This window comes from Streptomyces mesophilus (assembly GCF_040300965.1).
GTDB classification, from domain to species: Bacteria; Actinomycetota; Actinomycetes; order Streptomycetales; family Streptomycetaceae; genus Streptomyces; species Streptomyces mesophilus_A.
This window is the reverse complement of sequence record NZ_JBEPEW010000048.1, coordinates 24,345-51,298: the sequence shown is the minus strand read 5'-3', so window position 1 is coordinate 51,298 and position 26,954 is coordinate 24,345. Positions and strand designations below refer to the sequence as shown.

Below are 26,954 nucleotides of genomic sequence, written 5' to 3'. Positions count from 1 at the left end.
CGACAGCGCGGTCGGCGGTCTCCGGAGGCGAGCCCCCGGTCAAGAAGTCCCGCCGCTTCCCCCTGTTCACCAAGGACACCGCACGCCCCGAGGGCGGCGGCCGCGCGGCGCCGGGCGACGCACCCGCGCCGGCCCGGCAGTGGCCGATGCTCACCGTGCTCGGGGTGACCGCGGCCGGGCTGATCCTCACGGCCTTCGACGTATGGCGCGTCGGCACCCTGCTGATCGGTGTCGCGCTGCTCATCGGCGCCGTGCTGCGCCGGATGCTGCCGTCGGTCGGGATGCTGGCGGTGCGTTCGCGGTTCACCGACATGGTCACGTACGGCGTGCTCGGTGTGGCGATCGTGCTGCTCGCGCTGATGGCGCAGCCGAAGCCCGTCCTGGAGATCCCGTTCCTCGACGAGACCCTGCACTTCACCATCAGCAGTTAGCGGCACTCCTGGCTTCGCTCCGGGGCCAGGAGCAGGCCGCGGCAGCGGTCGGCGCCCCGGGGCCGCCGCCGGCGACCGCCTTCAGCGCCCCGCGACCCCCATCAGCGCCCCGCCCCCAGCTCCGCTCCGATCTCCGTGAGCAGCCGCAACGCCGCCCCGATCGCGGGCTGTTGCTCCGCTCCCGCACGCACCAGCGCCTCGATCGTGCGGCCGCCGCCCGGCAGCGTGAGCACCGAAGCGCCTGGCGGCGGCGCGGCGCAGAGCAGCCGGGGCAGGATCGTCACCGCATGGCCGGTGGCCACGAGGGCGAGCGCGGCGCCCAGATCCTCGCAGTCGTGCTCGATCCGGGGTGTGAAACCGGCGTTGCGGCAGGCGTGCAGCAGGACGTCGCGGCAGGTGCTCGGCGGTGGCGCGGAGATCCAGGCGCGGTCGGACAGGACACCGAGCCCGTCGGTGCGTACCGAGTCAAGGAGGTCATCGGGGACCGCGAGAGCGAGCGGGTCGTCGAACAGGGGAACCGCCGTGGTGCCGCCGGGCGGTGGCGAGCCGAGCAGGTGGTAGCGGTACGAGACGGCCAGGTCGAGTCCGTGCCGCTTGAGCCGCACCACCGCGTCCTGCGGTTCGCACTGCACGATCCTGGGCCGGATCCGCGGATGCCGTTCGGCGAGCCGGGCGACCAGGGGGGCGGCCACCGAGCGCAGCGCGCTCGGCGCGCAGCCGATCCGCAGCTCACCGGTGAGGTCGTCGTCGAGCGCGCGCACCGCACCCTCGGCGCGCTCGAGGGCGGCCAGGACCTGTTCGCAGCTCGCGGCGAGCGCCGCGCCGGCCGCCGTGAGCCGCACCCCGCGCCCCGCTCGCAGCAGCAGCGCGGCCCCGGCCTCCGTTTCCAGAGCGCGCAGTTGCTGGGAGACCGCGGAGGGCGTGACGCCGTGCAGCTCGGCGACGGCGGTGACCTTTCCGTGTTCGGCCAGGTCACGCAGCATGACCATGCGCTTCACGTCCAGCATGCGCCCCATCCTTTGCGATTGTTGAGTTCAGCTTAATCTCAACGGTAGGAGAGGTAGCTGGACTTCACTGTCTGCGCGAGGTCATCCTCACCACATGAACACCCCACAGAAGATCGTCCTCGTCGGCGCCCACGGCACACTCGGCCGGGCGGTCCACGCCGCCTTGAGCGAGCGCGGCCATGAGGTGATCACCGCATCCCGCAAGGACGCCGACATCGCTCTCGACATCACGGACCCCGAGTCCATCGCGGCCCTGTACCGCCAGGTCGGCCGGATCGACGCGGTGGCGTGCGCGGCGGGCACCGTGCCGTGGAAGCCGGTCACCGAGCTCACCCTGCAGGACGTACGCGACGGCCTCGAAGGCAAGGCGGTCGGGCAGATCGAACTCGTCCGCCAGGGCCTCGAGTCCGTGGCCGAGGACGGCTCCTTCACCCTGATCACCGGCATCCTCGCCCGCGAGCCCATCCGCACCGGCGCCGTCGCCTCGCTCGCGAACGGCGCCGTGGAGTCCTTCGTACGGGCTGCCGCGATCGAACTCCCGGGGCGGCAGCGGATCAACGCCGTCAGCCCCACCGTCTTCGAGGAGTCCCTGGACGCCTACGGCGACTTCTTCCCCGGCTTCGACCCCGTACCGGTACGCCGAGCGGCCGCCGCCTACGTACGGTCGATCGAAGGAGCGCAGACCGGGCAGATCCACCGCGTGGAATGAGCGCCATACGGCCCGCGCGAGGGAACCGACGCCCCCACTGACTCCGTCAGTCGGACATACCGGTGAAGTTCGCCGGCAGGGGGGTGGGCGGTGGGTATCTGGCAGCCGCTGCCGGACGGGACTCCGGCCGAAGTGGTGCATTTCGTCGAGCACTTGAGACTGCTCAAGGACCGTACGGGGCTGAGCCTGGTCTCGCTCGGCACGCGCACCTCGTACAGCAAGTCCTCCTGGCAGCGCTATCTGAACGGCCAGCAGCCACCGCCCCGCCAGGCGGTCCTCGCGCTGTGCCGCGTCGCGGGTCTCGACGCCGCGGAGGCGGCCCGCTTCGGTGCGCGCTGGGAGCTTGCCATGCGGGTGTGGCCCAGGCCCGATGCGGTACGGCCGGGTCTTTCCGATGCCGTACGAGCGGACGCCGTACGGCCGGACGCCGCGCGGGCGGATGCCGTACGTGCCGACGGTGTGCGCCCGGACGCCCCCGCCACACCCTCCTGGGACGACCTCGGCGAGGACGAGGACACCCTGCCGTGGTGGGTGCCCCAGGAAGAACCCGCGCCCGGGAAGGCGCCGCCCTGGAAGCTGTTCGCGTACGCCGCGGCCGCCGTGCTCGCGATCCTGCTGGCCGGGCTGCTCATCGTCCTGGTCTAGTGCCGCACGCAGGGGCCCCACACCATCACAAGGTGTGGGGCCCCTGCGCAAAGGCGTCAGTTCGCCCAGTTGTACGCGGCCTTCTTCCAGTGGCCGTCGATCTTCACGTAGTACACCCCGTTCAGGCGCTTGAAGCCGGCCTGGTGGTCGTAGCCCGTGTACTCGATCTTGTTGTTGCCGACGTGGTCCAGGAAGTCATCGGCGAGGCTGAAGGTCTGCTTGCCGACGATGCCGTCGATGTGGAGACCCTCGGTCTGCTGCCAGTACTTCGTGGCCGACTTGGTGCGCGGGCCGAAGTGGCCGTCGATGTCGCCCTTGGTGAACTTGCGCCACTTGCCGTCCGAGCCCTTGTACTTGGCGCCGTCCGCCCACAGGATCGTCTGCCACAGCCGCGTCGCGTTGCTGTGGGAGTAAGAGGTGCGGGACAGGTTGCCTTCGTCGCCCCAGTCGTTGGTCGGGTTGCCGCGGCCGTCGATCACATGCTGGCTGCCGGCCGCCGCGGTGGGCGCCAGGCCGGCCAGGGCCAGCCCCGCTCCCGCCGCCACGGACACGACCGCCATACCGAGCCTGTTGCGCTTGCTGAGGTACATCTGTGCTCCCCCCGTAGGTGCTGTGACAGGGATGAGCGTGTCCGGTTGAGGGGGGTGCGCAGAAGTCCTGAGGACGGGGGCGGGATCCCCCGGGACGTCCCGTACGCTGACCTGGGGTTCCCACGCGGGCCGTGGGACGCGGATGGGACACTGCAGTTTGACCATCAAGGGCGCGCGACGGGGCGCACCCTGACCCGTAATGCTCCCGTGCGCCGGTGCCGGGGGAACTGAGACCCTTGCTTCTGGCATCCCTGTGGGTAGCCATGGGGGCGCTTCGCCCCGGCCCCTGAGGGCCGGGACAAGGGCATGCAGGGCCGCGCACACGGGTACGTCTGGGCACGACACGGGGGGACAAGGGGGAAGCAATGCCTCGTTGGAGGGCGCTACCGGAGGAACTCGACCCGCAGGTACGCGAGTTCGCGAGCCAGCTGCGCCGGCTCGTCGACCGCAGTGGGCTGAGTATCGCCGCGGTGGCGGACCGTACGGGCTACAGCAAGACATCGTGGGAGCGCTATCTGAACGGCCGGCTGCTCGCGCCCAAGGGCGCGGTCGTGGCGTTGGCCGAGGTCACCGGCACCAACCCGATGCATCTGACCACCATGTGGGAGCTCGCGGAGCGTGCCTGGAGCCGCTCCGAGATGCGCCACGACATGACCATGGAGGCGATCCGGATCTCCCAGGCGCGTGCCGCGCTCGGCGAGTTCGGCCCGGGTCCCGCCAAGGGGAGGAACGGCAAACCGCGCGCCGCCGCGGCGCCGGCGGCCGCCCATCCGCCCACCCAGGCGGCGTCCTCGTACAGCCCGGCCAGGCAGCAGTCCGCCGCGGCCTCCTCCTCGGGGGCCCGTTCCTACGGTCCGCCGTCCGGGCCCGGCGGTGGGGAGCGGCCGGGTCCCGCGCGGGGCGGCTCGCCCGACGGGCAGCGCAGGAAGCGGAAGTTGACGATGTTCCTCGCGGGCGTCGTCGGCGCTCTCGTGGTCATCGCGGCGGCGGTGTTCCTCACCGACTTCGGCAAGGACAAGGGCGGCGACGACGCGAAGGGCACGCCGACCCCGACGCCCAGCATCAGCGAGTCCCTGCCCGAGGGTGTCGAATGCAAGGGCGCGTCCTGCGCCGGCAAGGACCCGGAGGAGATGGGCTGCGGCGGCACGCTCGCCACATCGCCGCCGGTCGACGTCCTGGTCGGCGCGGCCAAGGTCGAGGTCCGCTACAGCAAGACCTGCGGTGCGGCCTGGGGCCGGATCACCTCGGCAGGCCCCGGCGACACCGTGGAGATACGGGTGAAGGGCGAGAAGACGCAGACCTCCGAGGTCGACGGCGACTTCGACGCGTACACCCCGATGATCCCGGTGAAGAACGTCGAGGACGCGAAGGCCTGCGCGATCCTGACGGACGGTAAGGAAGGCTGCACCAAGTAGCGGGCAGCGAAGTAATTCGGGGGACGGGTGCATGACCGGCGCGAGCCGGGGCACGCGATGAGTACCCCCACGGGATGTGTCGGCAGCTGTATCCCGAGGTGTCCCGGGGCTCCTATTCGTCGCCCCGGGCCCACGGGATGTGTCGGCAGCTGTATCCCGAGGTGTCCCGGGGCTCCTATTCGTAGCCCCGGGCCCACGGGATGCACACGCACCCCGCAGAACGGCCGCCGCGCTCACCTCTCCCGGAGCGGCGGCCGTTCTCGTATCTCCGTACAGCGCACGGCCGTGTGTGCGGGGCCACACAGGGGCGGGGTCGACCGGGGCGCCGGGCGCGATAGCCTGACCGGTGGATCTCCCTTGACGTCAAGAGATCGATCATCGCGGCGTCAACCGGGAGGCCTCCAGCACCGGGGCAGGGACCCCCACCGCCAGCTGTCTTAACGGAGATCGCCATGACCCGCACTCCCGTGAATGTCACCGTCACCGGCGCGGCCGGCCAGATCGGTTACGCCCTCCTCTTCCGTATCGCCTCCGGCCACCTGCTCGGCCCGGACGTGCCGGTCAAGCTGCGTCTCCTCGAGATCACCCCCGCGCTCGGCGCCGCCGAGGGCACCGCGATGGAGCTCGACGACTGCGCGTTCCCGCTGCTCGCGGGCATCGACATCACCGACGACCCGAACGTGGCCTTCGACGGCGCCAACGTCGGTCTGCTCGTCGGCGCCCGCCCCCGCACGAAGGGCATGGAGCGCGGCGACCTGCTCTCCGCCAACGGCGGCATCTTCAAGCCGCAGGGCAAGGCCATCAACGACCACGCCGCGGACGACGTCAAGGTCCTCGTCGTGGGCAACCCGGCGAACACCAACGCCCTGATCGCCCAGGCCGCCGCCCCGGACGTACCGGCCGAGCGCTTCACCGCGATGACCCGCCTCGACCACAACCGCGCGCTCTCGCAGCTCTCCAAGAAGACCGGCGTCCCGGTCTCGGAGATCAAGAAGCTCACGATCTGGGGCAACCACTCGGCCACCCAGTACCCGGACATCTTCCACGCCACGGTCGCCGGCAAGAACGCCGCCGAGACCGTGAACGACGAGAAGTGGCTGGCCGAGGACTTCATCCCGACCGTCGCCAAGCGCGGTGCCGCGATCATCGAGGCCCGTGGCGCCTCGTCGGCCGCCTCCGCCGCCAACGCCGCGATCGACCACGTGTACTCCTGGGTCAACGGCACCGCCGAGGGCGACTGGGTCTCCATGGGTATCCCGTCGGACGGTTCCTACGGTGTCCCCGAGGGCCTCATCTCCTCGTTCCCCGTCACCACCAAGGACGGCAAGTACGAGATCGTCCAGGGCCTGGACATCAACGAGTTCTCCCGTGCGCGCATCGACGCCTCGGTCAAGGAGCTCGAGGAGGAGCGCGAGGCCGTTCGCGCCCTCGGCCTGATCTGAGTCACCAGGCTTCCTCAGTACGACGCCGAAGTCCCGGTTCCCCTTGAGGGAGCCGGGACTTCGGCGTCGGGGCGTACCGCTCAGGCGCCCTGCTTCTGCAGCTCCTTCACATCCACGGTCTGATCCGCCGGCGGAGTCTCACTCGGCACCGGCTCGTCGTAGTCCGAGAAGGAGACGGTCTGCTCCTTGCCGTCCTCCTGGCTGACGATCTTCAACGGGTAGGGCTCGCCCTCGGTCGCCACATGGATCGTGGACTTCTCGCCCGCGTCCGTCTCCTCCAGGGCGATGGCCTCCTGGCCGTCGATGGTGGAGGTGCCGCCCTTCTTCAGCTTCCCCGTGTCGCCTTCGCCGCCCATCTCCTTCTGCAGCGCCTTGAGATTGCAGGAGGACGAGAGCTGGCTGAGCTGCGGGTCCTTCGTGTCACCCATGAGGTGCTTGTCCTTGAGCATCTCGGCCGCGGCATCGCCGTTCGGACCGCCCATGGCCTTCCAGAACGCGGCGTCGGCCTTGATCCACACCTTCTCGCCGCGCTTGAGGATGTCGAAGCTGCCCTTGCCCTCGGGCATCTTGAAGGTGCCGGCGCAGTTGCCCTGCTGGTCCACCGCGAGGTCGAACGACTGGGGTTCACCGCCCGAGGAGGAGCCGCCGCTGTCCATCGACATGCGCAGCGACTTGGCGTCGAGCAGCGCCTGCTGCGCGGCGTCGCTGATCTCCTTGGCGCTCTTGTCGGCGATCGAACTCTCCTTGTCGCCCGAACCGCCGCCGTTGTCGCCGTTGCCTCCCGAACCGCCGCCCGACCCTCCGGAATCGTCCCCGCACGCGGCGAGCGACCCCATGAGGAGACCTGCACACAGCGTGACCGCCGCAGTGCTCAACGTTCCGCGTCGTGCCCTGGACATCGCTTCCCTCTCTGTCTGGAACAGACCGGCCAGATCGGCAGGTTCAGGACGAATGATCGCCGTGCCGAGTGACCCGCAGCACTTTCCGTAAACCGAAGCGCATGGTTTCCCGCCCTGAGGGCAGGGGCTTCCGATCACACGCGACTACGCGCGGTGAATGTTTCGGGAACGGAAGGCAAGACGCGAAGTGTCGGCACAACAGACCATCCACGTGGACGGAGAGTGGCGAAACGCCCTCGACGGTTCCACGCGCGAGATCCTCGACCCCGCTCAGGCCCGTCCGTTCACCGTTGTCGCGGAGGGCGGCGCGGACGACGCCGACGCGGCCATCGCCGCCGCGCGCCGAGCCTTCGACGAAGGCCCCTGGCCCACCACGCCGGTCGCCGAACGGGCCGCGCTGCTGCGGCGCGTCGCGGACCTTCTCGTACGCGACCGTGAGGAGCTCGGACTCCTGGAGAGCCGGGACGCGGGCAAGACCGTCGAGGAGGGCCGGGTCGACGTCGACTGTGTGGCCGACGCCTTCCGCTACTTCGCCGATCTCGTGATCGGCGAGGGTCCTGGGCGGGTCGTCGACGCGGGCAGCGACACCGTGCACAGCACCGTCGTGCACGAGCCCGTCGGTGTCTGCGCGATGATCACGCCCTGGAACTACCCGCTGCTCCAGGCCAGTTGGAAGATCGCCCCCGCGCTCGCCGCGGGCAACACCTTCGTCATCAAGCCCAGCGAGATCACCCCGCTGACCACGGTCGCGCTGATCCGCCTCCTCGAAGAGGCCGGACTCCCGGCCGGCGTCGCCAATATCGTGACCGGTCCCGGGCACACCGTCGGCGCCCGGTTCGCCGAGCACCCGGACGTGGACCTCATCTCGTTCACCGGCGGCCTCATCAGCGGTACGAAGGTGGCGCAGGCCGCGGCCGTCGGCGTCAAGAAGGTCGCGCTCGAACTCGGCGGCAAGAACCCCAACGTGGTCTTCGCCGACGCCTGTTCCACGGACGAGGCCTTCGACACCGCCGTCGACCAGGCCCTGAACGCCGCGTTCATCCATAGCGGCCAGGTCTGCTCGGCCGGTGGCCGCCTCATCATCGAGGAGTCCGTCCGCGAGCGCTTCGTCGCCGAACTCGCCCGCCGCGCCTCCCAGATCAAGCTCGGCCGCGGCACTGCCGAAGGCGTCGAGTGCGGACCCCTCGTATCGCAGCAGCAGTTGGACAAGACCGAGGGTTACGTGGCCTCCGCGCTGGCGGAAGGCGCGGTCCTGCGCTGCGGCGGCAAGCGGCCCGCGCCCAGTGAAGTGCGGCCCGCCGAGGGGTACTTCTACGAGCCGACCGTTCTCGATCAGTGCCACCGAGAGATGCGGGTCGTACGGGAGGAGGTCTTCGGTCCCGTCCTGACCGTCGAGACCTTCACGACCGAGGACGAAGCCCTCGCACTCGCCAACGACACCGAGTACGGGCTCGCGGGCGCCGTGTGGACCTCCGACGGTTCCAAGGCGCGGCGGATGGCCCGCCGGATGCGGCACGGCACCGTCTGGATCAACGACTTCCACCCGTATCTGCCGCAGGCGGAATGGGGCGGCTTCGGCAAGTCCGGCGTCGGGCGCGAGCTCGGCCCGACGGGTCTCGCCGAGTACCGCGAGACCAAGCACATCTACCAGAACCTCGACCCGCGGCCCGTCCGCTGGTTCGCGGGCTGAGCGGGCTGACCACCCGGCACGGCAGAGCAAGCGCCAACACCCATTACGCGACGCACTTTTGAGCACCACGAAGGGGAACACGCACATGCCTCAATACGACTACGTAGTCGTCGGAGGCGGCACCGCAGGCTCGGTGATCGCCTCCCGGCTGACCGAGGACCCAGGGGTCACGGTCGCCGTGATCGAGGGCGGCCCGAGCGATGTGGGGCGCGACGACGTGCTCACCCTGCGCCGCTGGATGGGCCTGCTCGGCGGCGAACTCGACTACGACTACCCGACCACCGAGCAGCCCCGCGGCAACTCCCACATCCGGCACAGCCGCGCCCGCGTGCTCGGCGGCTGCTCCAGCCACAACACGCTGATCGCGTTCAAGCCGCTGCCGTCCGACTGGGACGAGTGGGCCGAGCACGGCGCCGAGGGCTGGGGCGCCGAGGCGATGTCCCCGTACTTCGACAAGCTGCTCAACAACATCGTGCCGGTGGACGAGAAGGACCGGAACGCGATCGCCCGCGACTTCGTGGACGCCGCGCAGACGGCCCTGGACGTGCCGCGGGTCGAGGGCTTCAACAAGGCGCCCTTCGACGAGGGCGTGGGCTTCTTCGACCTCGCGTACCACCCCGAGGACAACAAGCGCTCCAGCGCCTCGGTCGCGTATCTCCACCCGGTGATGGACGAGCGGCCCAACCTGACGATCCTTCTTGAGACCTGGGCGTACAAGCTCGAACTCGAAGGCACCCGCGCACGCGGCGTCCACGTCCGTACGAAGGACGGCGAGGAGACGTACGTCGAAGCGGCGCGCGAGGTCATCGTGTGCGCCGGCGCCGTGGACACGCCCCGGCTGCTTCTGCACTCCGGGATAGGCCCGCGCGAGCAGCTCGAAGCGCTCGGGATACCCGTGCTGCACGATCTGCCGGGCGTCGGCGAGAACCTGCTCGACCACCCCGAGTCCGTGATCGTCTGGGAGACGCACGGACCGATCCCCGAGAACTCCGCGATGGACTCGGACGCCGGGCTCTTCGTGCGCAGGGACCCGGAGTCCAAGGGCCCCGACCTGATGTTCCACTTCTACCAAATACCGTTCACGGACAACCCGGAGCGGATCGGGTACGAGCGGCCCCCGCACGGCGTCTCGATGACACCCAACATCCCGAAGCCGCGCAGCCGTGGCCGCCTCTATCTGACCAGCGCGGATCCCGCCGAGAAGCCCGCCCTGGACTTCCGCTACTTCACCGACGAGGACGACTACGACGGCCGCACCCTGGTCGACGGAATCAAGATCGCGCGGGAGATAGCGAAGACCGAACCGCTCGCGTCCTGGCTCAAGAGCGAGGTCGCCCCCGGCCCCCATGTGACGGACGACGAAGAGCTGAGCGCGTACGCCCGCCAGGTCGCGCACACCGTCTACCACCCTGCGGGCACCTGCCGAATGGGTGCCTCAGCTGATGAACTTGCCGTAGTGTCCCCGGACTTGACGGTTCGTGGCCTGACCGGCATCCGGATCGCCGATGCGTCCGTCTTCCCGACGATGCCCGCGGTCAACCCGATGATCGGGGTCCTGATGGTGGGCGAGAAATGCGCCGAGTTGCTGACCGGGAGTGATGCCTGATGACCGCGACCACCGACATATCCAAGGGCGGCGACGTGTCCAGGACCGGCCCCGTCTTCTCCGTACGCGACCTGTGGAAGGTGTTCGGGCCGAAGGCGGACCGGATCCCGGGCAACGCCGAATACGCCGGCCTGAGCGCCACCGAACTGCGCGAGCGCACCGGCTGCACCGCCGCCGTACGCGACGTCAGCTTCGAGGTGAAGCGCGGCGAGGTCTTCGTCGTCATGGGCCTTTCCGGCTCCGGAAAGTCCACGCTGGTACGGACGTTGACCCGCCTCATCGAGCCCACCTCGGGCTCCATAGCCATCGACGGCGAGGACGTCCTCGCCATGGACAAGAACCGGCTGCGCGAACTGCGCCGCCACCAGACCGCGATGGTCTTCCAGAACTTCGGCCTCCTGCCGCACCGCACGGTGCTCGACAACGTCGCGTACGGCCTGGAGATCCAGGGCATGGGCAAGGCCGAACGGCGCGCGAAGGCCATGGAGGTCGTCGCGAAGGTCGGCCTCGAAGGCCTGGAGCAGCGCCGCCCTGTGCAGCTCTCCGGCGGCCAGCAGCAGCGCGTCGGCCTCGCCCGCGCGCTCGCCGTGGACCCCGAAGTCCTGCTGTTCGACGAGCCGTTCAGCGCGCTCGACCCGCTGATCCGCCGCGATATGCAGGAGGAGGTCATCCGCCTGCACCGCGAAGAGGGCCGCACCATGGTCTTCATCACCCACGACCTCAGCGAGGCGCTGCGCCTGGGCGACCGCATCATGCTGATGCGCGACGGCGGCATCGTGCAGCTGGGCACCCCCGAGGAGATCGTCGCCAACCCGGCCGACGACTACGTGCGGGACTTCGTCCGCGACGTGGCCCGCGAGCAGGTCATCTCCGTACGCAGTGCCATGCTCCCCGGCGACTGCGGCGCCGCGAAGCACTCCGCCGCCGCACTCGACCCGGACATGGTGGTCGCCGAGGCGATCGAGACCGTCGTCCGCAGCGGCGCGACCACCTGCGTCATGCAGGGCAGCACCTGCCTGGGCGTCGTCGACGAGTCCAGGCTCCTGGCCGTGGTCGCCGGACTCGACGGCGACGCGGGGGAGCCGAGCGACAAGGCGGTGGCTGCCGTATGACCAGCCCTGTCCGCAGTACGAGGGGGTCGGCCGCATGACCGCCCCGACTCTCGACCGTCCCGTCAAGGCCGATGCCCCGGGCGCCCCGCAGCCGCCCGGCCCCGCGGCCCGTCTGATGGCCCACCCCAAGGCCGTGCTCCTGCTGCTCGCCCTGCTCGTCGCGGTGGTCTCCGCGGCCGTCGCCGGCAGCGGTGAGTGGCCGGGCGACCTGACCGTCGACGTCCGCACCCCGCTGCAGGACTTCAACGAGTGGCTGGTCGACAACCGCACCACCCACCCGCTGTTCCTGTACTTCCTGCTGCATATCTCCAACACCGCCGAATCCGCCGTCGACGGGGTCTTCAGCGCCCTGGAGTCGCTCGGCTTCATCGGCGTCACCGTCGCCGCGGTCCTCATCGCCTGGTACGCGGGTGGCGCGGGCCTGCGCCGGCGGGCTCTGGTCACCGCGGGCACCGCGTTCGGCACCTTCGCCGTCATCGGTGTGCTCGGCATGTGGGAACCCGCGATGGACACGCTCTCGCTGATGATCGTGTGCGTGGCCGTGGCCGCCGTCATCGGTGTGCTGCTCGGTCTGCTCGCCGGTCTCTCGGACCGCGCGGAGCGGATGCTGCGGCCGGTGTTCGACACCATGCAGGTGCTTCCGGCCTTCTCGTATCTGCTGCCCTTCGTGCTGATCTTCGACATCGGTGTCCCGTCGGCCTTCGTGGCCACGGTCATCTACGCCGTACCGCCGATGGCCCGGCTCACCGCCCTCGGTCTGCGCGGCGCGGACCCGGCCGCGCTCGAAGCCTCGGCCTCGCTGGGCGCGAGCCCGGTGCAGCGGCTGTGGACGGCCCGCCTCCCCCTTGCCCGCAAGCAGATGCTGCTCGGCCTCAACCAGACGATCATGATGAGCCTTTCGATGGTCGTGCTCGCCACGGTCATCGGCGCCGGTGGTCTGGGCGAGCCCATCTACAAGGCGCTCGCCGTCGTCGACGTCGGCCAGGCGCTGCCGCCCGGTATCGCGATCGTGCTGCTCGCCATCTGGCTCGACCGGACCACGGCGGCCGCGGGCGAGCGGCTCGACGATCCCGAGGAGGGGGTACGCACCTCTCGTACCGCCTGGATTCTGCGGGGCGTCGTCGCGGCCGGCATCGCGGCCGCGACCGTGATCGGCTCGGCGCTCGGCCGCCAGGAGTGGCCCGAGAGCTGGGTGGTGTCCATCGCCGACCCCGTCAACGACGTGACGGGCTGGATCGAACGCGAACTCTCCGCCGGTATCCCGCTCATCGGCGGCACCCAGACCTGGGCCGACGGCTTCGCCGTCTACGTGCTCAACCCGCTGCGCAGCGCCCTGGTCGGCACCCCCTGGTGGGCGCTCCTGCTGGTCGCGGGCATCCTCGCGTACGCCGTCGGACGGCTGCGCGCGGCCGTGACCGTGGTGCTCGCGCTCGGTGCGATCGGCGCGATGGGGCTGTGGACCCGTTCCATGGACACCCTGTCGCAGGTGATCGCGGCTCTCGCGCTGACCCTGCTCATCGGCTTCGCGGTCGGTGTGCTCGCCGCCCGTGTCGCGTGGGTCGAACGGGTGATCCGGCCGATCCTGGACACGCTGCAGACCCTGCCCGCGTTCATCTATCTGATCCCGATGATCGCCCTGTTCACCGGCGGCCGGTTCGCCGGCGTCGCGGCCTCGGTGCTCTACGCGCTGCCCGCCGTCATCCGGATCACCACCCAGGGCATCCGGCAGATCGACCCCTCCGCCCTCGAAGCGGCCCGCTCGCTCGGTGCCTCCACCGGGCAGCAACTGCGCCAGGTCCAGATCCCGTTGGCCCGCCCGGCGCTGCTGCTCGCCGTCAACCAGGGCGTCGTCCTGGTCCTGTCGATGGTCGTCATCGCCGGAATGATCGGCGGCGGCGCCCTCGGTGTCGATGTGATCAAGGGCCTCACCAAGGGCGATCTGGCGCTCGGCCTGACCGCCGGTATCGCGATCGTCTGCCTCGGGGTGCTGCTCGACCGGATCTCCCAGCCGGCCGCCGCCGTCAAGGAACGCGGGCTGCGCTGACCCGTCTTCTCGCCTCAACTCTCCTGCCTACCAAAGGAATTCTTCCCTCATGAAGCACAGCAAGCGGATACGCACTTCTCTCGTCGCCGGCGTCGGCGCCCTCGGCATGCTCGGCCTCAGCGCCTGTGGCGCCGCCGAGACCGGCAAGGAAGGCGGCGGCGCCTCGGACGAGGTCACCATCACGGTGCCCTCGTGGGTCGGCGCCCAGGCCAACGCCGAGGTCGCCAAGGTGATCCTCGAAGAGGAACTCGACGTCAAGAAGGTCACCCTCCAGACGATGGACGAGCCCATCGCCTGGGACGCCCTCAACAGCGGCAAGGCCGACGCGATCCTCGAGGACTGGGACGGCCAGCCCGAGAAGCAGAAGCTCTACATCGACCAGAAGAAGACCGTGGTCAAGGGCGGCGACCTGGGCGTGACCGGCCACATCGGCTGGTTCGTGCCCAAGTACTACGCGGACGCCCACCCCGAGGTCCTCGACATCAAGACGCTCAACAAGGTCGCGAAGGACTTCAAGTCCTCCGAGTCCGAGGGCAAGGGCGAGTTCCTGGGTGCGGCACCCTCGTACACCACGTACGACGAGTGGCTGATCAAGAACCACAAGCTGGACTTCAAGATCAAGGAGACGGGCGCCGAGGCCGCCCAGATCAAGGAGATCCAGAAGAAGTACGCGGCCAAGGAGCCGTTCATCACGTACTGGTGGGAGCCGCAGTGGCTCAACGCCGACATCGAGCTCGTCGAGGTCAAGCTGCCGGAGTTCACCGAGGGCTGCAACGAGCCCAAGGAGAAGACCGAGTGCGGTTACGCCAACACGCCGCTGCAGAAGTACCTGAACGCGGACTTCGCGAAGGACGGCGGGGACGCCGCCCAGTTCCTGAAGAACTTCAAGTGGACCACCGAGCAGCAGAACGAGGTCTCGAAGTGGATCGCCAAGGACAAGATGTCCGGCGAGGAGGCCGCGAAGAAGTGGGTCGCGGAGAACAAGGAGACGTGGAAGGCGTGGCTGCCCAAGTAGCCCCTGCGGCGCTTGAGCAGATCCGAACGTAGTTCGGATGCGGGGGTCCGGGGGCAGAGCCCCCACGCGGCGGAGCCGCAAATGTCACAGCCGGGAAGGGGCGGGTAGGGGAAAACCCCGCCCGCCCCTTCCCGCACGTGACCCGCAGCTCAGCCCTGCGGCCGGTGCGAGGTCGACCCCGGCGTGTAGTGACCCGGGACCATACGGGTCGACACGGCGATGCGGTTCCACGCGTTGATCACCGTGATCACCGCGAGCAGCGCGGACAGCTCGGCCTCCTCGAAGTGCTTGGCGGCGTTCGCCCACACCTCGTCCGGGACGAACCCGTCGGTCAGAACCGTGACCGCCTCCGCGAGCTCCAGCGCGGCGGCCTCCTTCTCGGTGTAGAAGTGCCGCGACTCCTCCCAGGCGCTCAACTGGAAGATGCGCTCGGGCGTCTCACCCATCGCGAGCGCGTCCTTGGTGTGCATGTCGAGGCAGAACGCGCAGTGGTTCAGCTGCGAGGAACGGATCTTCACGAGCTCCGCGATCACCGGGTCGAGCCCGGTACGGGAGGCACCGTCGACCTTGATCATCGCCTTGTAGAACTCCGGCAGGTGCTGGCCGATGTTGAGGCGGGGCGTGTGCTCGGGGGCGTATTCAGTGCTCATGGGGACAAAGGTATGCGCGGGTGGCCCGCCGGGTATGGTCCATTTCCATGGTGGATTCTTGGGCCAATCGGGAGCCGGGTCAGGCAGCGGGACAGGGCACGGACCTCCCCGCCGTCCTGGGCGTGGACCTCCACATCGACCTCGGCCGCTCCGGCGTACGCAAGGGCCTCACCGACGCCCTGAGGGACGCCGTACGCACCGGCCGCCTCACCCCCGGCACCCGCCTGCCGTCCTCCCGCTCGCTCGCCACCGACCTCGGCATCGCCCGCAACACCGTCGCCGACGCCTACGCCGACCTGGTCGCCGAGGGCTGGCTCACCGCCCGCCAGGGCTCCGGCACCCGCGTCGCCGCCCGCACCGTACCGGCCCCGAAGACCCCGCGGCCCGCCCCGCGCCGCGCCCCCAAGGTCAGGTACTCGCTGCACCCCGGCTCGCCGGACGTCAGCTCCTTTCCCCGTACGCAATGGGCGAAGGCGGCCCGCAGGGCACTCCTCGACGCCCCCAGCGAGGCCTTCGAATACGGCGACCCCCGCGGCCTGCTCACCCTGCGCACCGCGCTCGCCGACTACCTCGCCCGCGCCCGCGGTGTGTATGCCGAGCCGGACCGGATCGTGATCACCTCGGGCTTCGTCGGCGGCCTGAAACTCCTCGCCCAGGTGCTGCGCGCGCGGGGCGCCGACTCGGTGGCCGTGGAGTCGTACGGACTCGCCCACCACTGGCGGTGCCTCACGGACGAGGGCCTGTCCATCCCGCCCCTCGGCCTGGACCGACTCGGCACCCGCACCGACGAGTTGGGCGACGCCGGAGCGCTGCTGGTCACGCCCGCCCACCAGTTCCCGATGGGCGATCCGCTCGCCCCGGCGCGCAGGGCCCAGGCCGTCGACTGGGCCCGCCGCACCGGCGGGGTGATCCTGGAGGACGACTACGACGGCGAGTTCCGCTACGACCGCCAGGCCGTCGGTGCCCTGCAGAGCCTCGATCCGGACCGGGTCGTCTACTGCGGCACCGCCAGCAAGTCCCTCGCGCCCGCGCTCCGTCTGGGCTGGCTGGTCCTCCCCGCGGACCTCGCGGCCGAGGTCGCGGCGGCCAAGGGCATCTCGGACTGGCAGTGCGGAGCGCTCGACCAGCTCACCCTCTCCGACTTCCTGACCTCGGGCGCGTACGACCGCCACGTACGCGGGATGCGCCTGAAGTACCGCCGCCGCCGCGACGAACTGGTCACCGCCCTCGCCGCGCGCGCCCCGCACATCGAGATCAGCGGTATCGCGGCCGGTCTGCACGCGGTGCTCGAACTCCCGCCCGGCACCGAGCAGTCGCTGCTCCGCGCGGCGGCCTGGCACGGCGTCCGCGTCCAGGGCCTCTCCTTCTTCCGCCACGCCGAGGCGACGGTCCCACCACGGGACGGCCTGGTGGTGGGATACGGAACGCCACCGGACCACGCGTGGGCGGGGGCGCTGGAGGCGTTGTGCGCGGCAGTGAGCTGACCGTCGGGCGGCGCGCTCCTGGACCGGACCGGCCCTCGGGGTGAGCCGGCCCGCTACGGAGCCCCCTCCACGGCCTCCCCCTCCACCGCCTCCTCCACCGGCGCCTCCCCGAACCGGGCCAGCGCCAACGCCCCCGCCACCGCCACCGCGAAGCCGAGGACCGCCAGCCACCCGAGCCCCGCCCGTGTCTCGTCGCCCAGCCAGATCACCCCGACCAGCGAGGGCGCGACCGTCTCGCCGAGCACCAGACCCGCGGTGGCCGTGGGCACCGAGCCCCGCTGCAACGCCGATGTCAGCAGCAGGAACGCCCCGCCACCGCCGATCAGCAGTGCGTACGCCGCCGGATTGGTGAGCAGTTCCTTCAGGCCGACCTCGTCGATCAGCCGCACCGCCACCTGCACCACCCCGAACCCGAGCCCCGCTCCCAGGCCGAGCACAAGGGCCCGGGCCTTGTCCGGAAGCCGCCCGCCCACCGCGCCCAGGAGCAGGATGGCGAGGGCGGCCCCGAGCAGCGCCCACTTCAGCGCGTCCGAACCGGACTTCGAGCCCTCCGCCCCCGCCGCGAGCCCCACCATGGCAAGCCCCGCGCACACCACCACGATCGCCGTCCACTCCGCCCTGTTGAGCCGGATGTGCAGCATGCGTGTGGCGATCAGCGCGGTCACCGCGAGGCTGGCGGCCAGCGCCGCCCCCACCGCGTAGATCGGAATGTGCCGCAGCGCCACGATCTGCAGCAGGAATCCGAGCCCGTCGAGCGCGAGCCCGGCCAGATACCGCCACTGCTTCAGTACGCGCATCAGCAGCCCCGGATCCACGCCGGAACCCGTGCCGGGCGCGATGGCCCGGGTGGCGACGGCCTGCAGTACGGAGGCGGTGCCGAAACAGACCGCGGAGGCGAGGGCGCAAATCATCCCAATAAGCACGAAACGACTCTAGGGGGCCCGCAGGAATCAGGGGGCCTCCCAGGCGCTCCGCGGGTCTGGTTAAGCTGCCTGCCGCGTTGACTGTCGACCAGGGGGAGTTTGGAAGTCATGGCAACCGACGGCAAGCCGCGGCGGATGCGGTCGAGCACGGTGATCCTCGGCGGCATGGGCGTACTCGCCACCGCCCTGTCCGCGTGCGGCAGCGACCCGGACAAGCGCTGCGTGGACCGCGACACCTACGACTACGCGACCGGCTACAAGGTCGTCGACTCCAAGTACTGCGGCAGCTCCTCCTCGTCCAAGGGCAAGCGCAAGTCCGGTACGGGCAGCGGCGGCAAGGTCGACGGCGCCTGGTACTACGACGCGGAGGTCGAGCGGGGCCGTGCCGACTACGGCACGTTCAGCCGTTCCGAAGCGGTCGACCGCGGCGGCTTCGGCTGCTCGGACTCCGGCTCCGGCGGCGGCTGAGACACCGGCGCAGGACAGCCGCACCGGCGTACCGCAGGGCCGGCGCACCGAAGAATCCGGCGTGCCGCAGGACCCGGCGCACCGAAGAAGCCGGCGTACCCAGGGGCCGGCGCACCGAAGAATCCGGCGTACCGCAGACACACCGAGGAACCGCATGGAACGCCGCACCATAGAGCCCCGCCCCGGCTGGCAGCAGACCGTCGAGGAACAGGGCCTGATCTACCCGCTCACCCGCTACCCCGACGGCTCCCTGCGCCCGTACTGGGACGAGAGCGCCTACTACGTCTTCGATCTGCCCGAGGTCGAGGCGCTCGAAGAGGTGGTCGAGGAACTGCACGGCATGTGCCTCGAGGCCGCCGCGCACATCGTCGAGAAGGACCGGTTCGCCGACCTCGGCATCACCGATCCGCACCTGGTCGAGCGGATCCGTGAGGCCTGGCGCCGCCGCGCCGAACTCCCTTCCCTCTACGGCCGGTTCGACCTGCGCCACGACGGTACGGGTCCCGCCAAACTCCTCGAATACAACGCGGACACCCCGACCTCCCTGGTCGAGGCCGCCAGCCCGCAGTGGTTCTGGATGGAGGAGCGCTTCCCCGGCGCCGACCAGTGGAACTCCCTGCACGAACGCCTGGTCGACGCCTGGCGCAAGCAGGCGCGCCTGCTGCCGCCGGGCAGCCCCGTGCACTTCGCGCATTCCACCGCCGACGAACTCGGCGAGGACCTGATGACCGTCGCGTACCTCCAGGAGACCGCCCAACAGGCGGGCCTGGAAACGGTCTCCATCCCGGTCGAGGACATCGGCTGGGACCGCCTTTCCGGCCGCTTCGTGGACAACCGGCTCGGCTTCATCCGCGCCTGCTTCAAGCTCTATCCGTGGGAGTGGCTGACCACGGACCGCTTCGGGGGCCACGTCCTGGACACGCTCGACAACGGCGGCGGTACCGGCAGCACCCTCTGGATCGAACCGGTCTGGAAGATGCTCCTGTCCAACAAGGCCCTGCTCGCCGTCGTCTGGGACCTCTACCCCGGCCACCCCAACCTGCTGCCCGCCTACCTCGACGGCCCGCGCGACCTGCCCGCCTACGTGGCCAAGCCGCTGCTCGGCCGGGAAGGCGCGGGCGTCACGCTCCACACCGCGGACGCGCCGCCGGCCCCGCGCGACGAGCCGTGCTGCTACCAGGAGCTGGCCCCGCTGCCCGCCTTCGACGGCAACCACGTGGTGCTCGGAGCGTGGGTGGTCGAGAACGAGGCGGCGGGGCTCGGCATCCGCGAATCGTCCGGCCTGGTCACGGACGAGTACGCCCGCTTCCTGCCGCACGTGATCCTCTAGCCGGGGGCCGCACGAGCCGGGGGCCACACGAGCCAGGGGCTCGCACCAGCCAGGGGCTCGCACCAGCCAGGCGCCCATACGGCCAGGGGACCTACGCGAGCCAGGGGACCTACGCGAGTACGGCCCGCAGCTGGTCGAGCCCCCAGTCCAGGTCCTCCTTGCTGATCACCAGCGGCGGCGCGATCCGGATCGTCGAACCGTGCGTGTCCTTGACCAGGACGCCACGGTCCATCAGCTTCTCGGAGATCTCCCGGCCGGTCCCGTACGAGGGATCGATGTCCACACCGGCCCAAAGACCGCGCCCGCGCACCTCGCGCACGGCTCCACCGCCGACGAGCAGCCCCAGCTCGCGGTGGAGGTGATCGCCCAACTCCGTGGCCTTCTGCTGGTATTCACCGGTCTCCAGCATCGCGATCACCTCCAGCGCGACCGCGCACGCGAGGGGGTTCCCGCCGAACGTGGAGCCGTGCTCACCCGGCCGGAACACCCCGAGCACCTCGGCCGAGGACACCACCGCCGACACCGGCACGACCCCGCCGCCGAGCGCCTTGCCGAGGATGTACATGTCCGGCACGACCTCCTCGTGCTCACACGCGAAGGTCTTCCCCGTGCGCCCGAGCCCCGACTGGATCTCGTCGGCGATGAACAGCACGTTCCGCTCGCGGGTCAGCTCGCGCACGCCCGCCAGATAGCCGGCCGGCGGAACGAGCACACCGGCCTCGCCCTGGATCGGTTCGAGCAGCACGGCCACCGTCTCGTCGGTGACCGCCCGGCCCAGCGCTTCGAGATCCCCGTACGGAACGATCTCGAAGCCCGGCGTGTACGGGCCGAAGTCCGCCCGTGCCTCGGGGTCCGTGGAGAAGCTGACGATGGTGGTCGTGCGGCCGTGGAAGTTGTCGGACGCGACCACGATCTTCGCCTGGCCGTCCGGCACGCCCTTGACCTTGTAGCCCCACTTGCGGGCGGTCTTCACGGCGGTCTCGACGGCCTCCGCGCCGGTGTTCATCGGCAGCACCATCTCCATGTCGCACAGCGCGGCAAGGCGGGTGCAGAACTCGGCGAACCGGTCGTGATGGAACGCCCGCGAGGTCAGCGTGACCCGCTCCAGCTGCGCCTTGGCCGCATCGATCAGCCGGCGGTTGCCATGGCCGAAGTTCAGCGCCGAGTAGCCGGCCAGCATGTCCAGATAGCGCCGGCCCTCCACATCCGTCATCCACGCACCCTCGGCTGTGGCGACGACGACGGGCAGCGGATGGTAGTTGTGCGCACTGTGCGCGTCGGCGGAAGAGATCAATGCGTCCGTACGGGTTTCCGTCATCGACACGGGGTCTCCGTTCTTCGTGCTGCCGGGGCTGGGTGTTGCCCACGTTCCTATCGTCGCTCGCATGCCGGACGCAGAAACCTCGCCCGGACACCTGCCGGTAAGGTGACAGGTGGGCCGTGACTGGCGCGCTGAGATGGGATCAACCATCGGGGAGCGGCCTGTGAACTGTGTGCCGTGCGCCTGGGCCGAACCGAGTACGACGAACCTGTACGCATCGTCTTCGTCCGGAGGTCCACCACCATGACCGACCCTTCTGTCGCCTCCACCGCCTTCAACAGCGCCCTCGAAGTGATCCGCGGCGTCGAGCCCCGTGTCGCCGACGCCATCGGCCAGGAGCTCACCGACCAGCGCGAGATGCTCAAGCTGATCGCCTCCGAGAACTACGCGTCCCCGGCCACTCTGCTCGCCATGGGCAACTGGTTCAGCGACAAGTACGCCGAGGGCACCATCGGCCGCCGCTTCTACGCCGGCTGCCGCAACGTCGACACCGTCGAGTCCCTCGCCGCCGAGCACGCCCGCGAACTCTTCGGCGCCCAGCACGCCTACGCCCAGCCGCACTCCGGGATCGACGCCAACCTCGTCGCCTTCTGGTCCGTGCTCGCCGACCGGGTGGAGGCCCCCGCCCTGGAGCGCTTCGGCGCCCGCCAGGTCAACGACCTCTCCGACGCCGAATGGGCCGAACTGCGCCAGGCCTTCGGCAACCAGCGCATGCTCGGCATGTCCCTGGACGCCGGCGGCCACCTCACGCACGGCTTCCGCCCCAATATCAGCGGAAAGATGTTCGATCAGCGGTCGTACGGCACCGACCCCGCGACCGGTCTCGTCGATTACGAGGCCCTGCGCAAGACGGCCCGTGACTTCAAGCCCCTGATCATCGTGGCCGGTTACTCCGCCTACCCCCGTCTCGTGAACTTCCGCATCATGCGCGAGATCGCCGACGAGGTCGGTGCCACGCTCATGGTCGACATGGCGCACTTCGCCGGTCTCGTCGCCGGCAAGGTGCTCACCGGTGACTTCGACCCGGTGCCGCACGCGCAGATCGTCACGACCACCACGCACAAGTCGCTGCGCGGTCCACGCGGCGGCATGGTCCTGTGCGACGACTCGCTCAAGGACCAGGTCGACCGCGGCTGCCCGATGGTCCTCGGCGGTCCCCTTCCGCATGTGATGGCGGCCAAGGCGGTCGCGCTGGCCGAGGCCCGTCAGCCCTCCTTCCGCGACTACGCGCAGCGCGTCGTCGACAACTCCCGTGCTCTGGCCGAGGGGTTGATGCGCCGCGGTGCCACGCTGGTGACGGGCGGCACCGACAACCACCTCAACCTGATCGACGTCGCCTCCTCCTACGGCCTGACCGGCCGCCAGGCCGAGAACGCCCTGCTCGACTCCGGTGTGGTCACCAACCGCAACGCCATCCCCGCCGATCCGAACGGCGCCTGGTACACCTCCGGTATCCGCATCGGCACCCCCGCCCTGACCACGCGTGGTCTGGGCACGGCCGAGATGGACGAGATCGCCGGCCTGATCGACACCGTGCTCAAGGACACCAGGCCGGCCACGACCAAGTCGGGCGAGCCCTCGAAGGCGAAGCACGTCCTGGAAGCGAAGACCGCGGACGAGATCGCCCACCGCGCCTCGGACCTCCTGACCCCCTTCCCGCTCTACCCGGGCATCGACCTGACCTGACCTCACCTGCCCCGATCCGGGCCCGCCGCGCGCTCCACCCCCGTCGGAGCGCGTGGCGGCCCGGAGTCCTCACTTCACCATCGACGCGCGCGCCGGTCCGGAGCCCTCACCTCACCGGTCGATCAGCTCCCCTCGCGGACCCTCCTCCCGCGCGGCCGCCCGTGCCTCCCGCAACTTTCCGGGCCACGTGGGCAGTTGCCGGGCCATCGGCCGTATCCCCAGAGCCAGGGCTGCCCCCGCGGCGATCCCGGGGAACACCCACCACCAGCCGGTGCTCACCGCCGGCCCGGCAGCCGCAGGCTCGTTCCGCGTGCCCGCAGCGTCGGACGCGTCCGCACCCGCGGCCTGGTCCACCCCCGCGGTCTCGTCCGCACCCGAACCGACCGTCGCCGCCTCGTCCGCACCCGAGCCCGCCGTCGCCGTCTCGTCCGCGCCCGAGCCGTCCGTCAGGTTCCCGTCGCCGGAGTCGCCGGAGTCGCTGCCCGCGGCTCGCGGCGTGCCGAGCAGGCCGAGTTCGTCCAGGAGCTTGAGCAACTGCCCGGGCTGCGCGGGCCGATGCCACTTGCCCTGCGAGCTGTCCAGGCGGTCCGCGCCCTGTTCCTCCGAGGTGTGGAGGAACACCTTGTTGTCACCCTTGCCCCCGGCCGGGGGTATGACATGGATCTGGTCCACGCGCCAGGGCTCCACGTCATGGATCATCCACGTGGCATTGATCATGGATCCGTCCATCGTGTCGTCCATGGGCGGGGCTGCCACGCTCTCGACGTCACGGCCGACCCCGAGCAGCTTCCACAGCTCGTCGTACTCCTTGTCCTGGTAGTTGAGCGCCGTCGCCTCACCACTCGTCGGCGACGAGAGCAGCACACTCGTCGGCCCGCCCGCCGAAGCACCGGGCGCCCCCAGCAGTACCAGCGCGAACCCCGTCACCAACGCGCCGAGCAGGGTCGCCAACCTCCGTACGCCACGCATCCGTTCCCCCAGAGGTCCCTGGCGCGGCCGCTCCGCGCCGATTCACTTCTGGTACACCGCCCGCGGCCCGCGGGTTCCCCTTTTCCGTCTGCGAGTTCGCCGAGTTCGCCGAGTTCGCCGAGTTCGCCGAGTTCGCCGAGTCCGCCGAGTCCGCCGAGTCCGCAGCGCTCGCCGTACCTGTGCGCCGCGGTGCGCAGGTCAGCGCGAGGAGGCCGCGACCTCCATCGCCCGGTCCCGCTGATCGATGCCTTCGATCCGCAAGGTCAGGCGCGCGGCGGCACCCGTCTTCTCCCAGATCAGGGTCGGCCCGGCCGAGCGCACGGTCGTCGAGTACGACTCGCCCCGCTCGTCGCGGAGGTCGATCCGCAGCCTGTGCGGCTCGGGGAACCACATCCCCTCGCCCGCGCCCCGCACCGTCACATGCTCGTACGGCACGCGGCTCGTCTTCCAGAAGAGCGGGTCGATCGCCGCGTTGAACTGGTCGATCCGTATCACCGAGCCGTCCGCGGCACGCCAGCACAGCGAGATCACCCTGCGGTCCGCGGAGACGGAGGCCGCGGGCCGTCCGCTCAACTCGTCCGGCAGCAAGGGCTCGAACCCCGCCTTGCGAGCCGCCTCCTCCACCGACAGCGCCTGCCCGCAGCCCGGCACCGGCGAGGGCGGGGGAACAGAGGCCGAGGGATCGTGGCGCACGGCGACTCCGCCGAAGTCGAACCAGTCCGCGACGGCCGCCCGCACGGGAGGCGTGAGCACAGCGACGACCAGCAGCCCGCACAGCGCCGCCGCGAGCCGGGCGCGCCGCAGCCGGAACCAGCCGCGCAGCCGCTCACGGCGGGTGGGCGGCTGGGCAACGGGGGTCGGCACATGCTCGGCGACCAGCTGAGCCAGGACGCGCTCGGCCATGGTCCGGCCGTCGACATCGGGCACGGCCATCCGGCTCCTCAGCAGCCGCAGCTCTTCCTCGACCCGCCGCCGCCGGGCCTCCGGATCCTCCCGCCGTCGCCGCGCCTCCGGGTCGTCCTCCCCGCGCCTCCAGGCCTCCGGGTCCTCACTCACTCCTCTCACCTCCCTCGGCTCCTTCCGACTCCACGGCGAACACCCTGTCCGCAGGCAGCAGCCTCCCCAGCTTCTTCAGCGCACGGTTCAGCCGTGACTTCACGGTGCCGCGCGGCCAGCCCAGCGTCTGGGCCGTCTCCGCCTCGTCCATCTCCAGGAGATAGCGGCAGGTGACGACCGCCCGCTGATCACGGTTCAGCCGGTCGAGGGCCGCATGCAGTGCACTCCGCTGTTCCTGCGCGAGCGCCGCGAAGGCCGGGTCGGCCGACTCCGGTATCAACGGCTCGGCTTCGAGCAGCGCCGCCTCCCGGCCGGCGAGGGCTCTGAAACGGCCGGCCGAGCGCACTGTGTTCCTCGTCTCATTCACCACGATCTGCAGCAGCCAGGGCTTGAACGAGGAGTCGTCCCGGAAGCGGCCCAGGAACTGGTAGGCCTTGAAGAAGGCCGCCTGCACCACGTCCTCCGCGTCCGCACCCGCGCCGAAGGCCACCGCCGCACGCAACGCCACCGGTGTGTGGGCGCGCACCAGCTCCGCGTACGCCTCCGCCTCGCCGGCGCGCACCCGGGCGATCACCGAGCCCTCGTCGACGACGATGCGGCCCCCCTCCCGCGTTCTCACACCTTTGATACACCGCGGGCGCGGGATCGGTTCCAGTCCGTAGCAGACCTGTTTCGCGCACCTGAGAGAATGGTGGGCATGGCCACAGACCGACCCCGCGTGCTCTCCGGAATCCAGCCCACCGCAGGCTCGTTCCACCTCGGCAACTACCTGGGCGCCGTGCGCCAGTGGGTTGCGCTGCAGGAGTCCTATGACGCCTTCTACATGGTCGTCGACCTGCATGCGATCACCGTGCCGCAGGACCCGAAGGAGCTGCGCGCCAACACCCGGCTCGCCGTGGCCCAGCTGCTCGCCGCCGGTCTGGACCCCGAGCGCTGCACCCTGTTCGTGCAGAGCCATGTGCCCGAGCACGCGCAGCTCGGCTGGGTCATGAACTGCCTCACCGGTTTCGGCGAGGCCTCCCGGATGACCCAGTTCAAGGACAAGTCGGCGAAGCAGGGTTCGGACCGCGCCACGGTCGGCCTCTTCACGTATCCGATCCTGCAGGTCGCGGACATCCTGCTCTACCAGGCGGACGAGGTCCCGGTGGGCGGTGACCAGCGCCAGCACATCGAGCTGACCCGTGACCTGGCCGAGCGCTTCAACGGCCGCTACGGCCAGACGTTCACCGTGCCGAAGCCGTACATCATCAAGGAGACGGCGAAGATCGCCGACCTCCAGGACCCGACGGCCAAGATGAGCAAGTCCACGGCCAACCCCAAGGGCCTGATCAACCTGCTCGACGACCCGAAGATCAGCGTCAAGAAGGTCAAGAGCGCGGTCACCGACACGGACATGGAGATCCGCTTCGACGCGGAGGCCAAGCCCGGTGTCAGCAACCTGCTCACCATCTACTCCACCCTCACCGGTACTGGTATCCCGGAACTCGAGCAGAAGTACGCCGGCAAGGGCTACGGTGCGCTGAAGACGGATCTGGCCGAGGTCATGGCCGAGTTCGTGACCCCGTTCCGTACCCGTACGCAGGAGTATCTGGACGACCCGGAGACCCTGGACTCGATCCTCGCCAAGGGCGCGGAGAAGGCCCGCGCGGTCGCCGCGGAGACCCTCGCCACCACGTACGAGCGGATCGGGTTCCTGCCCGCCAAGCACTGAACGAGCCGCGTGCACCAAGCCGCGAAGACACCGCCCTGGCCAGGGACGGACCAAGGACCCTGGCCAGATGGCCGGTGTGCGGGACACACTGGCAAGCTCCTGCAGCATCCATCACTGCAGAGCGATGAAGGACCGGAGAAGGAGCACGACGTGGGGACCGTAACGCTCGGCGTTTCGATCGCGGTCCCGGAGCCCCATGGCAGCCTGCTCCAGGAGCGGCGTGCGGGCTTCGGCGACCCCGCGGCGCACGGTATCCCCACGCATGTCACGCTGCTGCCGCCCACCGAGGTGGCCGCCGAGGCACTGCCCGCGATCGAGGCGCATCTCGCCGAAGTCGCGTCCGGCGGCCGGCCCTTCCCGATGCGGCTTTCCGGCACCGGAACGTTCCGCCCCCTGTCGCCCGTCGTGTTCGTCAAGGTCGTCGAAGGCGCCGAGGCCTGCACCTGGCTGCAGAAGCAGGTCCGCGACGCGTCGGGCCCGGTCGCACGCGAGCTGCAGTTCCCGTACCACCCGCATGTGACCGTCGCGCACGGCATCGCGGAGGAGGCGATGGACCGCGCCTTCGAGGAGCTCTCCTCGTACGAGGCCGCGTGGTCCTGCACCGGATTCGCGCTGTACGAGCAGGGCGAGGACGGGGTCTGGCGCAAGCTGCGCGAGTTCCCCTTCGCGGGCCCCTCCGTTCCCCCGCAGGCCGGGGCGCCCGCGGACAGGGATACGCTGCCTGCTCGCTGAGGACGCGCACCACGGGGGG

Annotated in this window: 25 protein-coding genes and 1 riboswitch; of the genes, 16 read left to right on the top strand and 9 right to left on the bottom strand. The window is 70.3% G+C overall.

The window, feature by feature from the left end; genetic code table 11:
- The coding region (locus ABT367_RS18910; protein WP_352254220.1) for a DUF3017 domain-containing protein at positions 1-431 on the top strand (431 nt) is incomplete at its 5' end.
- Between the two features lie 101 nt (positions 432-532).
- Here ABT367_RS18910 and ABT367_RS18905 read toward each other — a convergent pair.
- The gene (locus tag ABT367_RS18905; RefSeq protein ID WP_352254219.1) at positions 533-1,438 is read right to left on the bottom strand and encodes a LysR family transcriptional regulator; all 906 of its coding nucleotides are present in this window, start codon (positions 1,436-1,438) and stop codon (positions 533-535) included.
- 94 nt (positions 1,439-1,532) lie between these two features.
- On the opposite strand from ABT367_RS18905, the gene ABT367_RS18900 reads away from it, so the two are divergent.
- Both ABT367_RS18900 and ABT367_RS18895 read left to right on the top strand, forming a co-directional pair.
- Entirely contained in the window at positions 1,533-2,147 is a 615-nt protein-coding gene (locus ABT367_RS18900; RefSeq protein ID WP_352254218.1) for a short chain dehydrogenase, read from the top strand.
- Between the two features lie 90 nt (positions 2,148-2,237).
- Positions 2,238-2,792: a helix-turn-helix domain-containing protein gene (locus ABT367_RS18895; protein WP_352254217.1), complete on the top strand. Its 555-nt coding sequence runs from the start codon at positions 2,238-2,240 to the stop codon at positions 2,790-2,792.
- A gap of 56 nt (positions 2,793-2,848) precedes the next feature.
- Here ABT367_RS18895 and ABT367_RS18890 read toward each other — a convergent pair whose 3' ends face one another.
- Positions 2,849-3,382 carry a peptidoglycan-binding domain-containing protein gene (locus tag ABT367_RS18890; protein WP_352254216.1) on the bottom strand — a complete coding sequence of 178 codons (534 nt, stop codon included), beginning with the start codon at positions 3,380-3,382 and terminating at the stop codon, positions 2,849-2,851.
- Positions 3,383-3,747: 365 nt separating this feature from the next.
- On the opposite strand from ABT367_RS18890, the gene ABT367_RS18885 reads away from it, so the two are divergent.
- Positions 3,748-4,797 carry a helix-turn-helix domain-containing protein gene (locus ABT367_RS18885; RefSeq protein WP_352254215.1) on the top strand — a complete coding sequence of 350 codons (1,050 nt, stop codon included), beginning with the start codon at positions 3,748-3,750 and terminating at the stop codon, positions 4,795-4,797.
- A gap of 452 nt (positions 4,798-5,249) precedes the next feature.
- Positions 5,250-6,239, top strand: coding sequence for a malate dehydrogenase (locus tag ABT367_RS18880; protein WP_352254214.1), 990 nt, complete (start codon positions 5,250-5,252; stop codon positions 6,237-6,239).
- An 80-nt stretch (positions 6,240-6,319) separates the two neighbouring features.
- On the opposite strand, the gene ABT367_RS18875 is transcribed toward ABT367_RS18880, so the two are convergent.
- Entirely contained in the window at positions 6,320-7,075 is a 756-nt protein-coding gene (locus ABT367_RS18875) for a hypothetical protein (protein WP_352254213.1), read from the bottom strand.
- Positions 7,076-7,295: 220 nt separating this feature from the next.
- On the opposite strand from ABT367_RS18875, the gene ABT367_RS18870 reads away from it, so the two are divergent.
- The 5 genes from ABT367_RS18870 (at position 7,296) to ABT367_RS18850 (ending at position 14,605) form a co-directional block, all read left to right on the top strand.
- Positions 7,296-8,828 carry an aldehyde dehydrogenase family protein gene (locus ABT367_RS18870; protein WP_352254212.1) on the top strand — a complete coding sequence of 511 codons (1,533 nt, stop codon included), beginning with the start codon at positions 7,296-7,298 and terminating at the stop codon, positions 8,826-8,828.
- 85 nt (positions 8,829-8,913) lie between these two features.
- The gene (locus ABT367_RS18865; RefSeq protein ID WP_352254211.1) at positions 8,914-10,434 is read left to right on the top strand and encodes a GMC family oxidoreductase; all 1,521 of its coding nucleotides are present in this window, start codon (positions 8,914-8,916) and stop codon (positions 10,432-10,434) included.
- Positions 10,434-11,546: a quaternary amine ABC transporter ATP-binding protein gene (locus ABT367_RS18860; RefSeq protein ID WP_352254210.1), complete on the top strand. Its 1,113-nt coding sequence runs from the start codon at positions 10,434-10,436 to the stop codon at positions 11,544-11,546. Before ABT367_RS18865 ends, ABT367_RS18860 begins: the two co-directional genes overlap by 1 nt.
- Positions 11,547-11,580: 34 nt before the next feature.
- Positions 11,581-13,590, top strand: a complete 2,010-nt coding sequence (locus tag ABT367_RS18855) for an ABC transporter permease (RefSeq protein WP_352254209.1) — start codon at positions 11,581-11,583, stop codon at positions 13,588-13,590.
- Between the two features lie 49 nt (positions 13,591-13,639).
- A complete protein-coding gene (locus ABT367_RS18850; protein WP_352254208.1) occupies positions 13,640-14,605 on the top strand; it encodes a glycine betaine ABC transporter substrate-binding protein in 966 nt (321 codons plus the stop codon).
- A gap of 149 nt (positions 14,606-14,754) precedes the next feature.
- Here the strand turns inward: ABT367_RS18850 and ABT367_RS18845 are convergent, their stop codons facing one another.
- Positions 14,755-15,255, bottom strand: coding sequence for a carboxymuconolactone decarboxylase family protein (locus tag ABT367_RS18845; RefSeq protein ID WP_352254207.1), 501 nt, complete (start codon positions 15,253-15,255; stop codon positions 14,755-14,757).
- A 47-nt stretch (positions 15,256-15,302) separates the two neighbouring features.
- On the opposite strand from ABT367_RS18845, the gene ABT367_RS18840 reads away from it, so the two are divergent.
- Positions 15,303-16,739, top strand: a complete 1,437-nt coding sequence (locus ABT367_RS18840) for a PLP-dependent aminotransferase family protein (RefSeq protein ID WP_352254206.1) — start codon at positions 15,303-15,305, stop codon at positions 16,737-16,739.
- 53 nt (positions 16,740-16,792) lie between these two features.
- Here the strand turns inward: ABT367_RS18840 and ABT367_RS18835 are convergent, their stop codons facing one another.
- Positions 16,793-17,650 (bottom strand): hypothetical protein, encoded by an 858-nt coding sequence (locus ABT367_RS18835; RefSeq protein ID WP_352254205.1) that lies wholly within the window; start codon positions 17,648-17,650, stop codon positions 16,793-16,795.
- A gap of 120 nt (positions 17,651-17,770) precedes the next feature.
- On the opposite strand from ABT367_RS18835, the gene ABT367_RS18830 reads away from it, so the two are divergent.
- Together ABT367_RS18830 and ABT367_RS18825 are read left to right on the top strand one after the other, a co-directional pair.
- Positions 17,771-18,130 carry a hypothetical protein gene (locus ABT367_RS18830; protein WP_352254204.1) on the top strand — a complete coding sequence of 120 codons (360 nt, stop codon included), beginning with the start codon at positions 17,771-17,773 and terminating at the stop codon, positions 18,128-18,130.
- 154 nt (positions 18,131-18,284) lie between these two features.
- Positions 18,285-19,460, top strand: a complete 1,176-nt coding sequence (locus ABT367_RS18825; RefSeq protein ID WP_352254203.1) for a glutathionylspermidine synthase family protein — start codon at positions 18,285-18,287, stop codon at positions 19,458-19,460.
- A 109-nt stretch (positions 19,461-19,569) separates the two neighbouring features.
- Here ABT367_RS18825 and rocD read toward each other — a convergent pair whose 3' ends face one another.
- Positions 19,570-20,778, bottom strand: coding sequence for an ornithine--oxo-acid transaminase (rocD, locus tag ABT367_RS18820; RefSeq protein WP_352254224.1), 1,209 nt, complete (start codon positions 20,776-20,778; stop codon positions 19,570-19,572).
- A 112-nt stretch (positions 20,779-20,890) separates the two neighbouring features.
- A riboswitch (ZMP/ZTP riboswitch) is annotated at positions 20,891-20,977 on the top strand.
- Positions 20,978-21,024: 47 nt separating this feature from the next.
- On the opposite strand from rocD, the gene ABT367_RS18815 reads away from it, so the two are divergent.
- On the top strand, positions 21,025-22,467 hold the full coding sequence (locus tag ABT367_RS18815) for a glycine hydroxymethyltransferase (protein WP_352254202.1): 1,443 nt from the start codon (positions 21,025-21,027) through the stop codon (positions 22,465-22,467).
- A gap of 111 nt (positions 22,468-22,578) precedes the next feature.
- Here the strand turns inward: ABT367_RS18815 and ABT367_RS18810 are convergent, their stop codons facing one another.
- From ABT367_RS18810 to ABT367_RS18800, 3 genes are all read right to left on the bottom strand, one after another.
- The gene (locus tag ABT367_RS18810) at positions 22,579-23,418 is read right to left on the bottom strand and encodes a hypothetical protein (protein ID WP_352254201.1); all 840 of its coding nucleotides are present in this window, start codon (positions 23,416-23,418) and stop codon (positions 22,579-22,581) included.
- Positions 23,419-23,634: 216 nt separating this feature from the next.
- Positions 23,635-24,492, bottom strand: a complete 858-nt coding sequence (locus tag ABT367_RS18805) for a hypothetical protein (RefSeq protein WP_352254200.1) — start codon at positions 24,490-24,492, stop codon at positions 23,635-23,637.
- Positions 24,485-25,111 carry an RNA polymerase sigma factor gene (locus ABT367_RS18800; RefSeq protein ID WP_352254199.1) on the bottom strand — a complete coding sequence of 209 codons (627 nt, stop codon included), beginning with the start codon at positions 25,109-25,111 and terminating at the stop codon, positions 24,485-24,487. The genes ABT367_RS18805 and ABT367_RS18800 overlap by 8 nt, the downstream gene beginning before the upstream one ends.
- 78 nt (positions 25,112-25,189) lie before the next feature.
- Between ABT367_RS18800 and trpS the strand changes: the two genes are divergently transcribed.
- Together trpS and ABT367_RS18790 are read left to right on the top strand one after the other, a co-directional pair.
- A complete protein-coding gene (trpS, locus tag ABT367_RS18795) occupies positions 25,190-26,203 on the top strand; it encodes a tryptophan--tRNA ligase (RefSeq protein ID WP_352254198.1) in 1,014 nt (337 codons plus the stop codon).
- Positions 26,204-26,353: 150 nt separating this feature from the next.
- Entirely contained in the window at positions 26,354-26,935 is a 582-nt protein-coding gene (locus ABT367_RS18790) for a 2'-5' RNA ligase family protein (RefSeq protein WP_352254197.1), read from the top strand.
- Positions 26,936-26,954 lie beyond the last annotated feature (19 nt).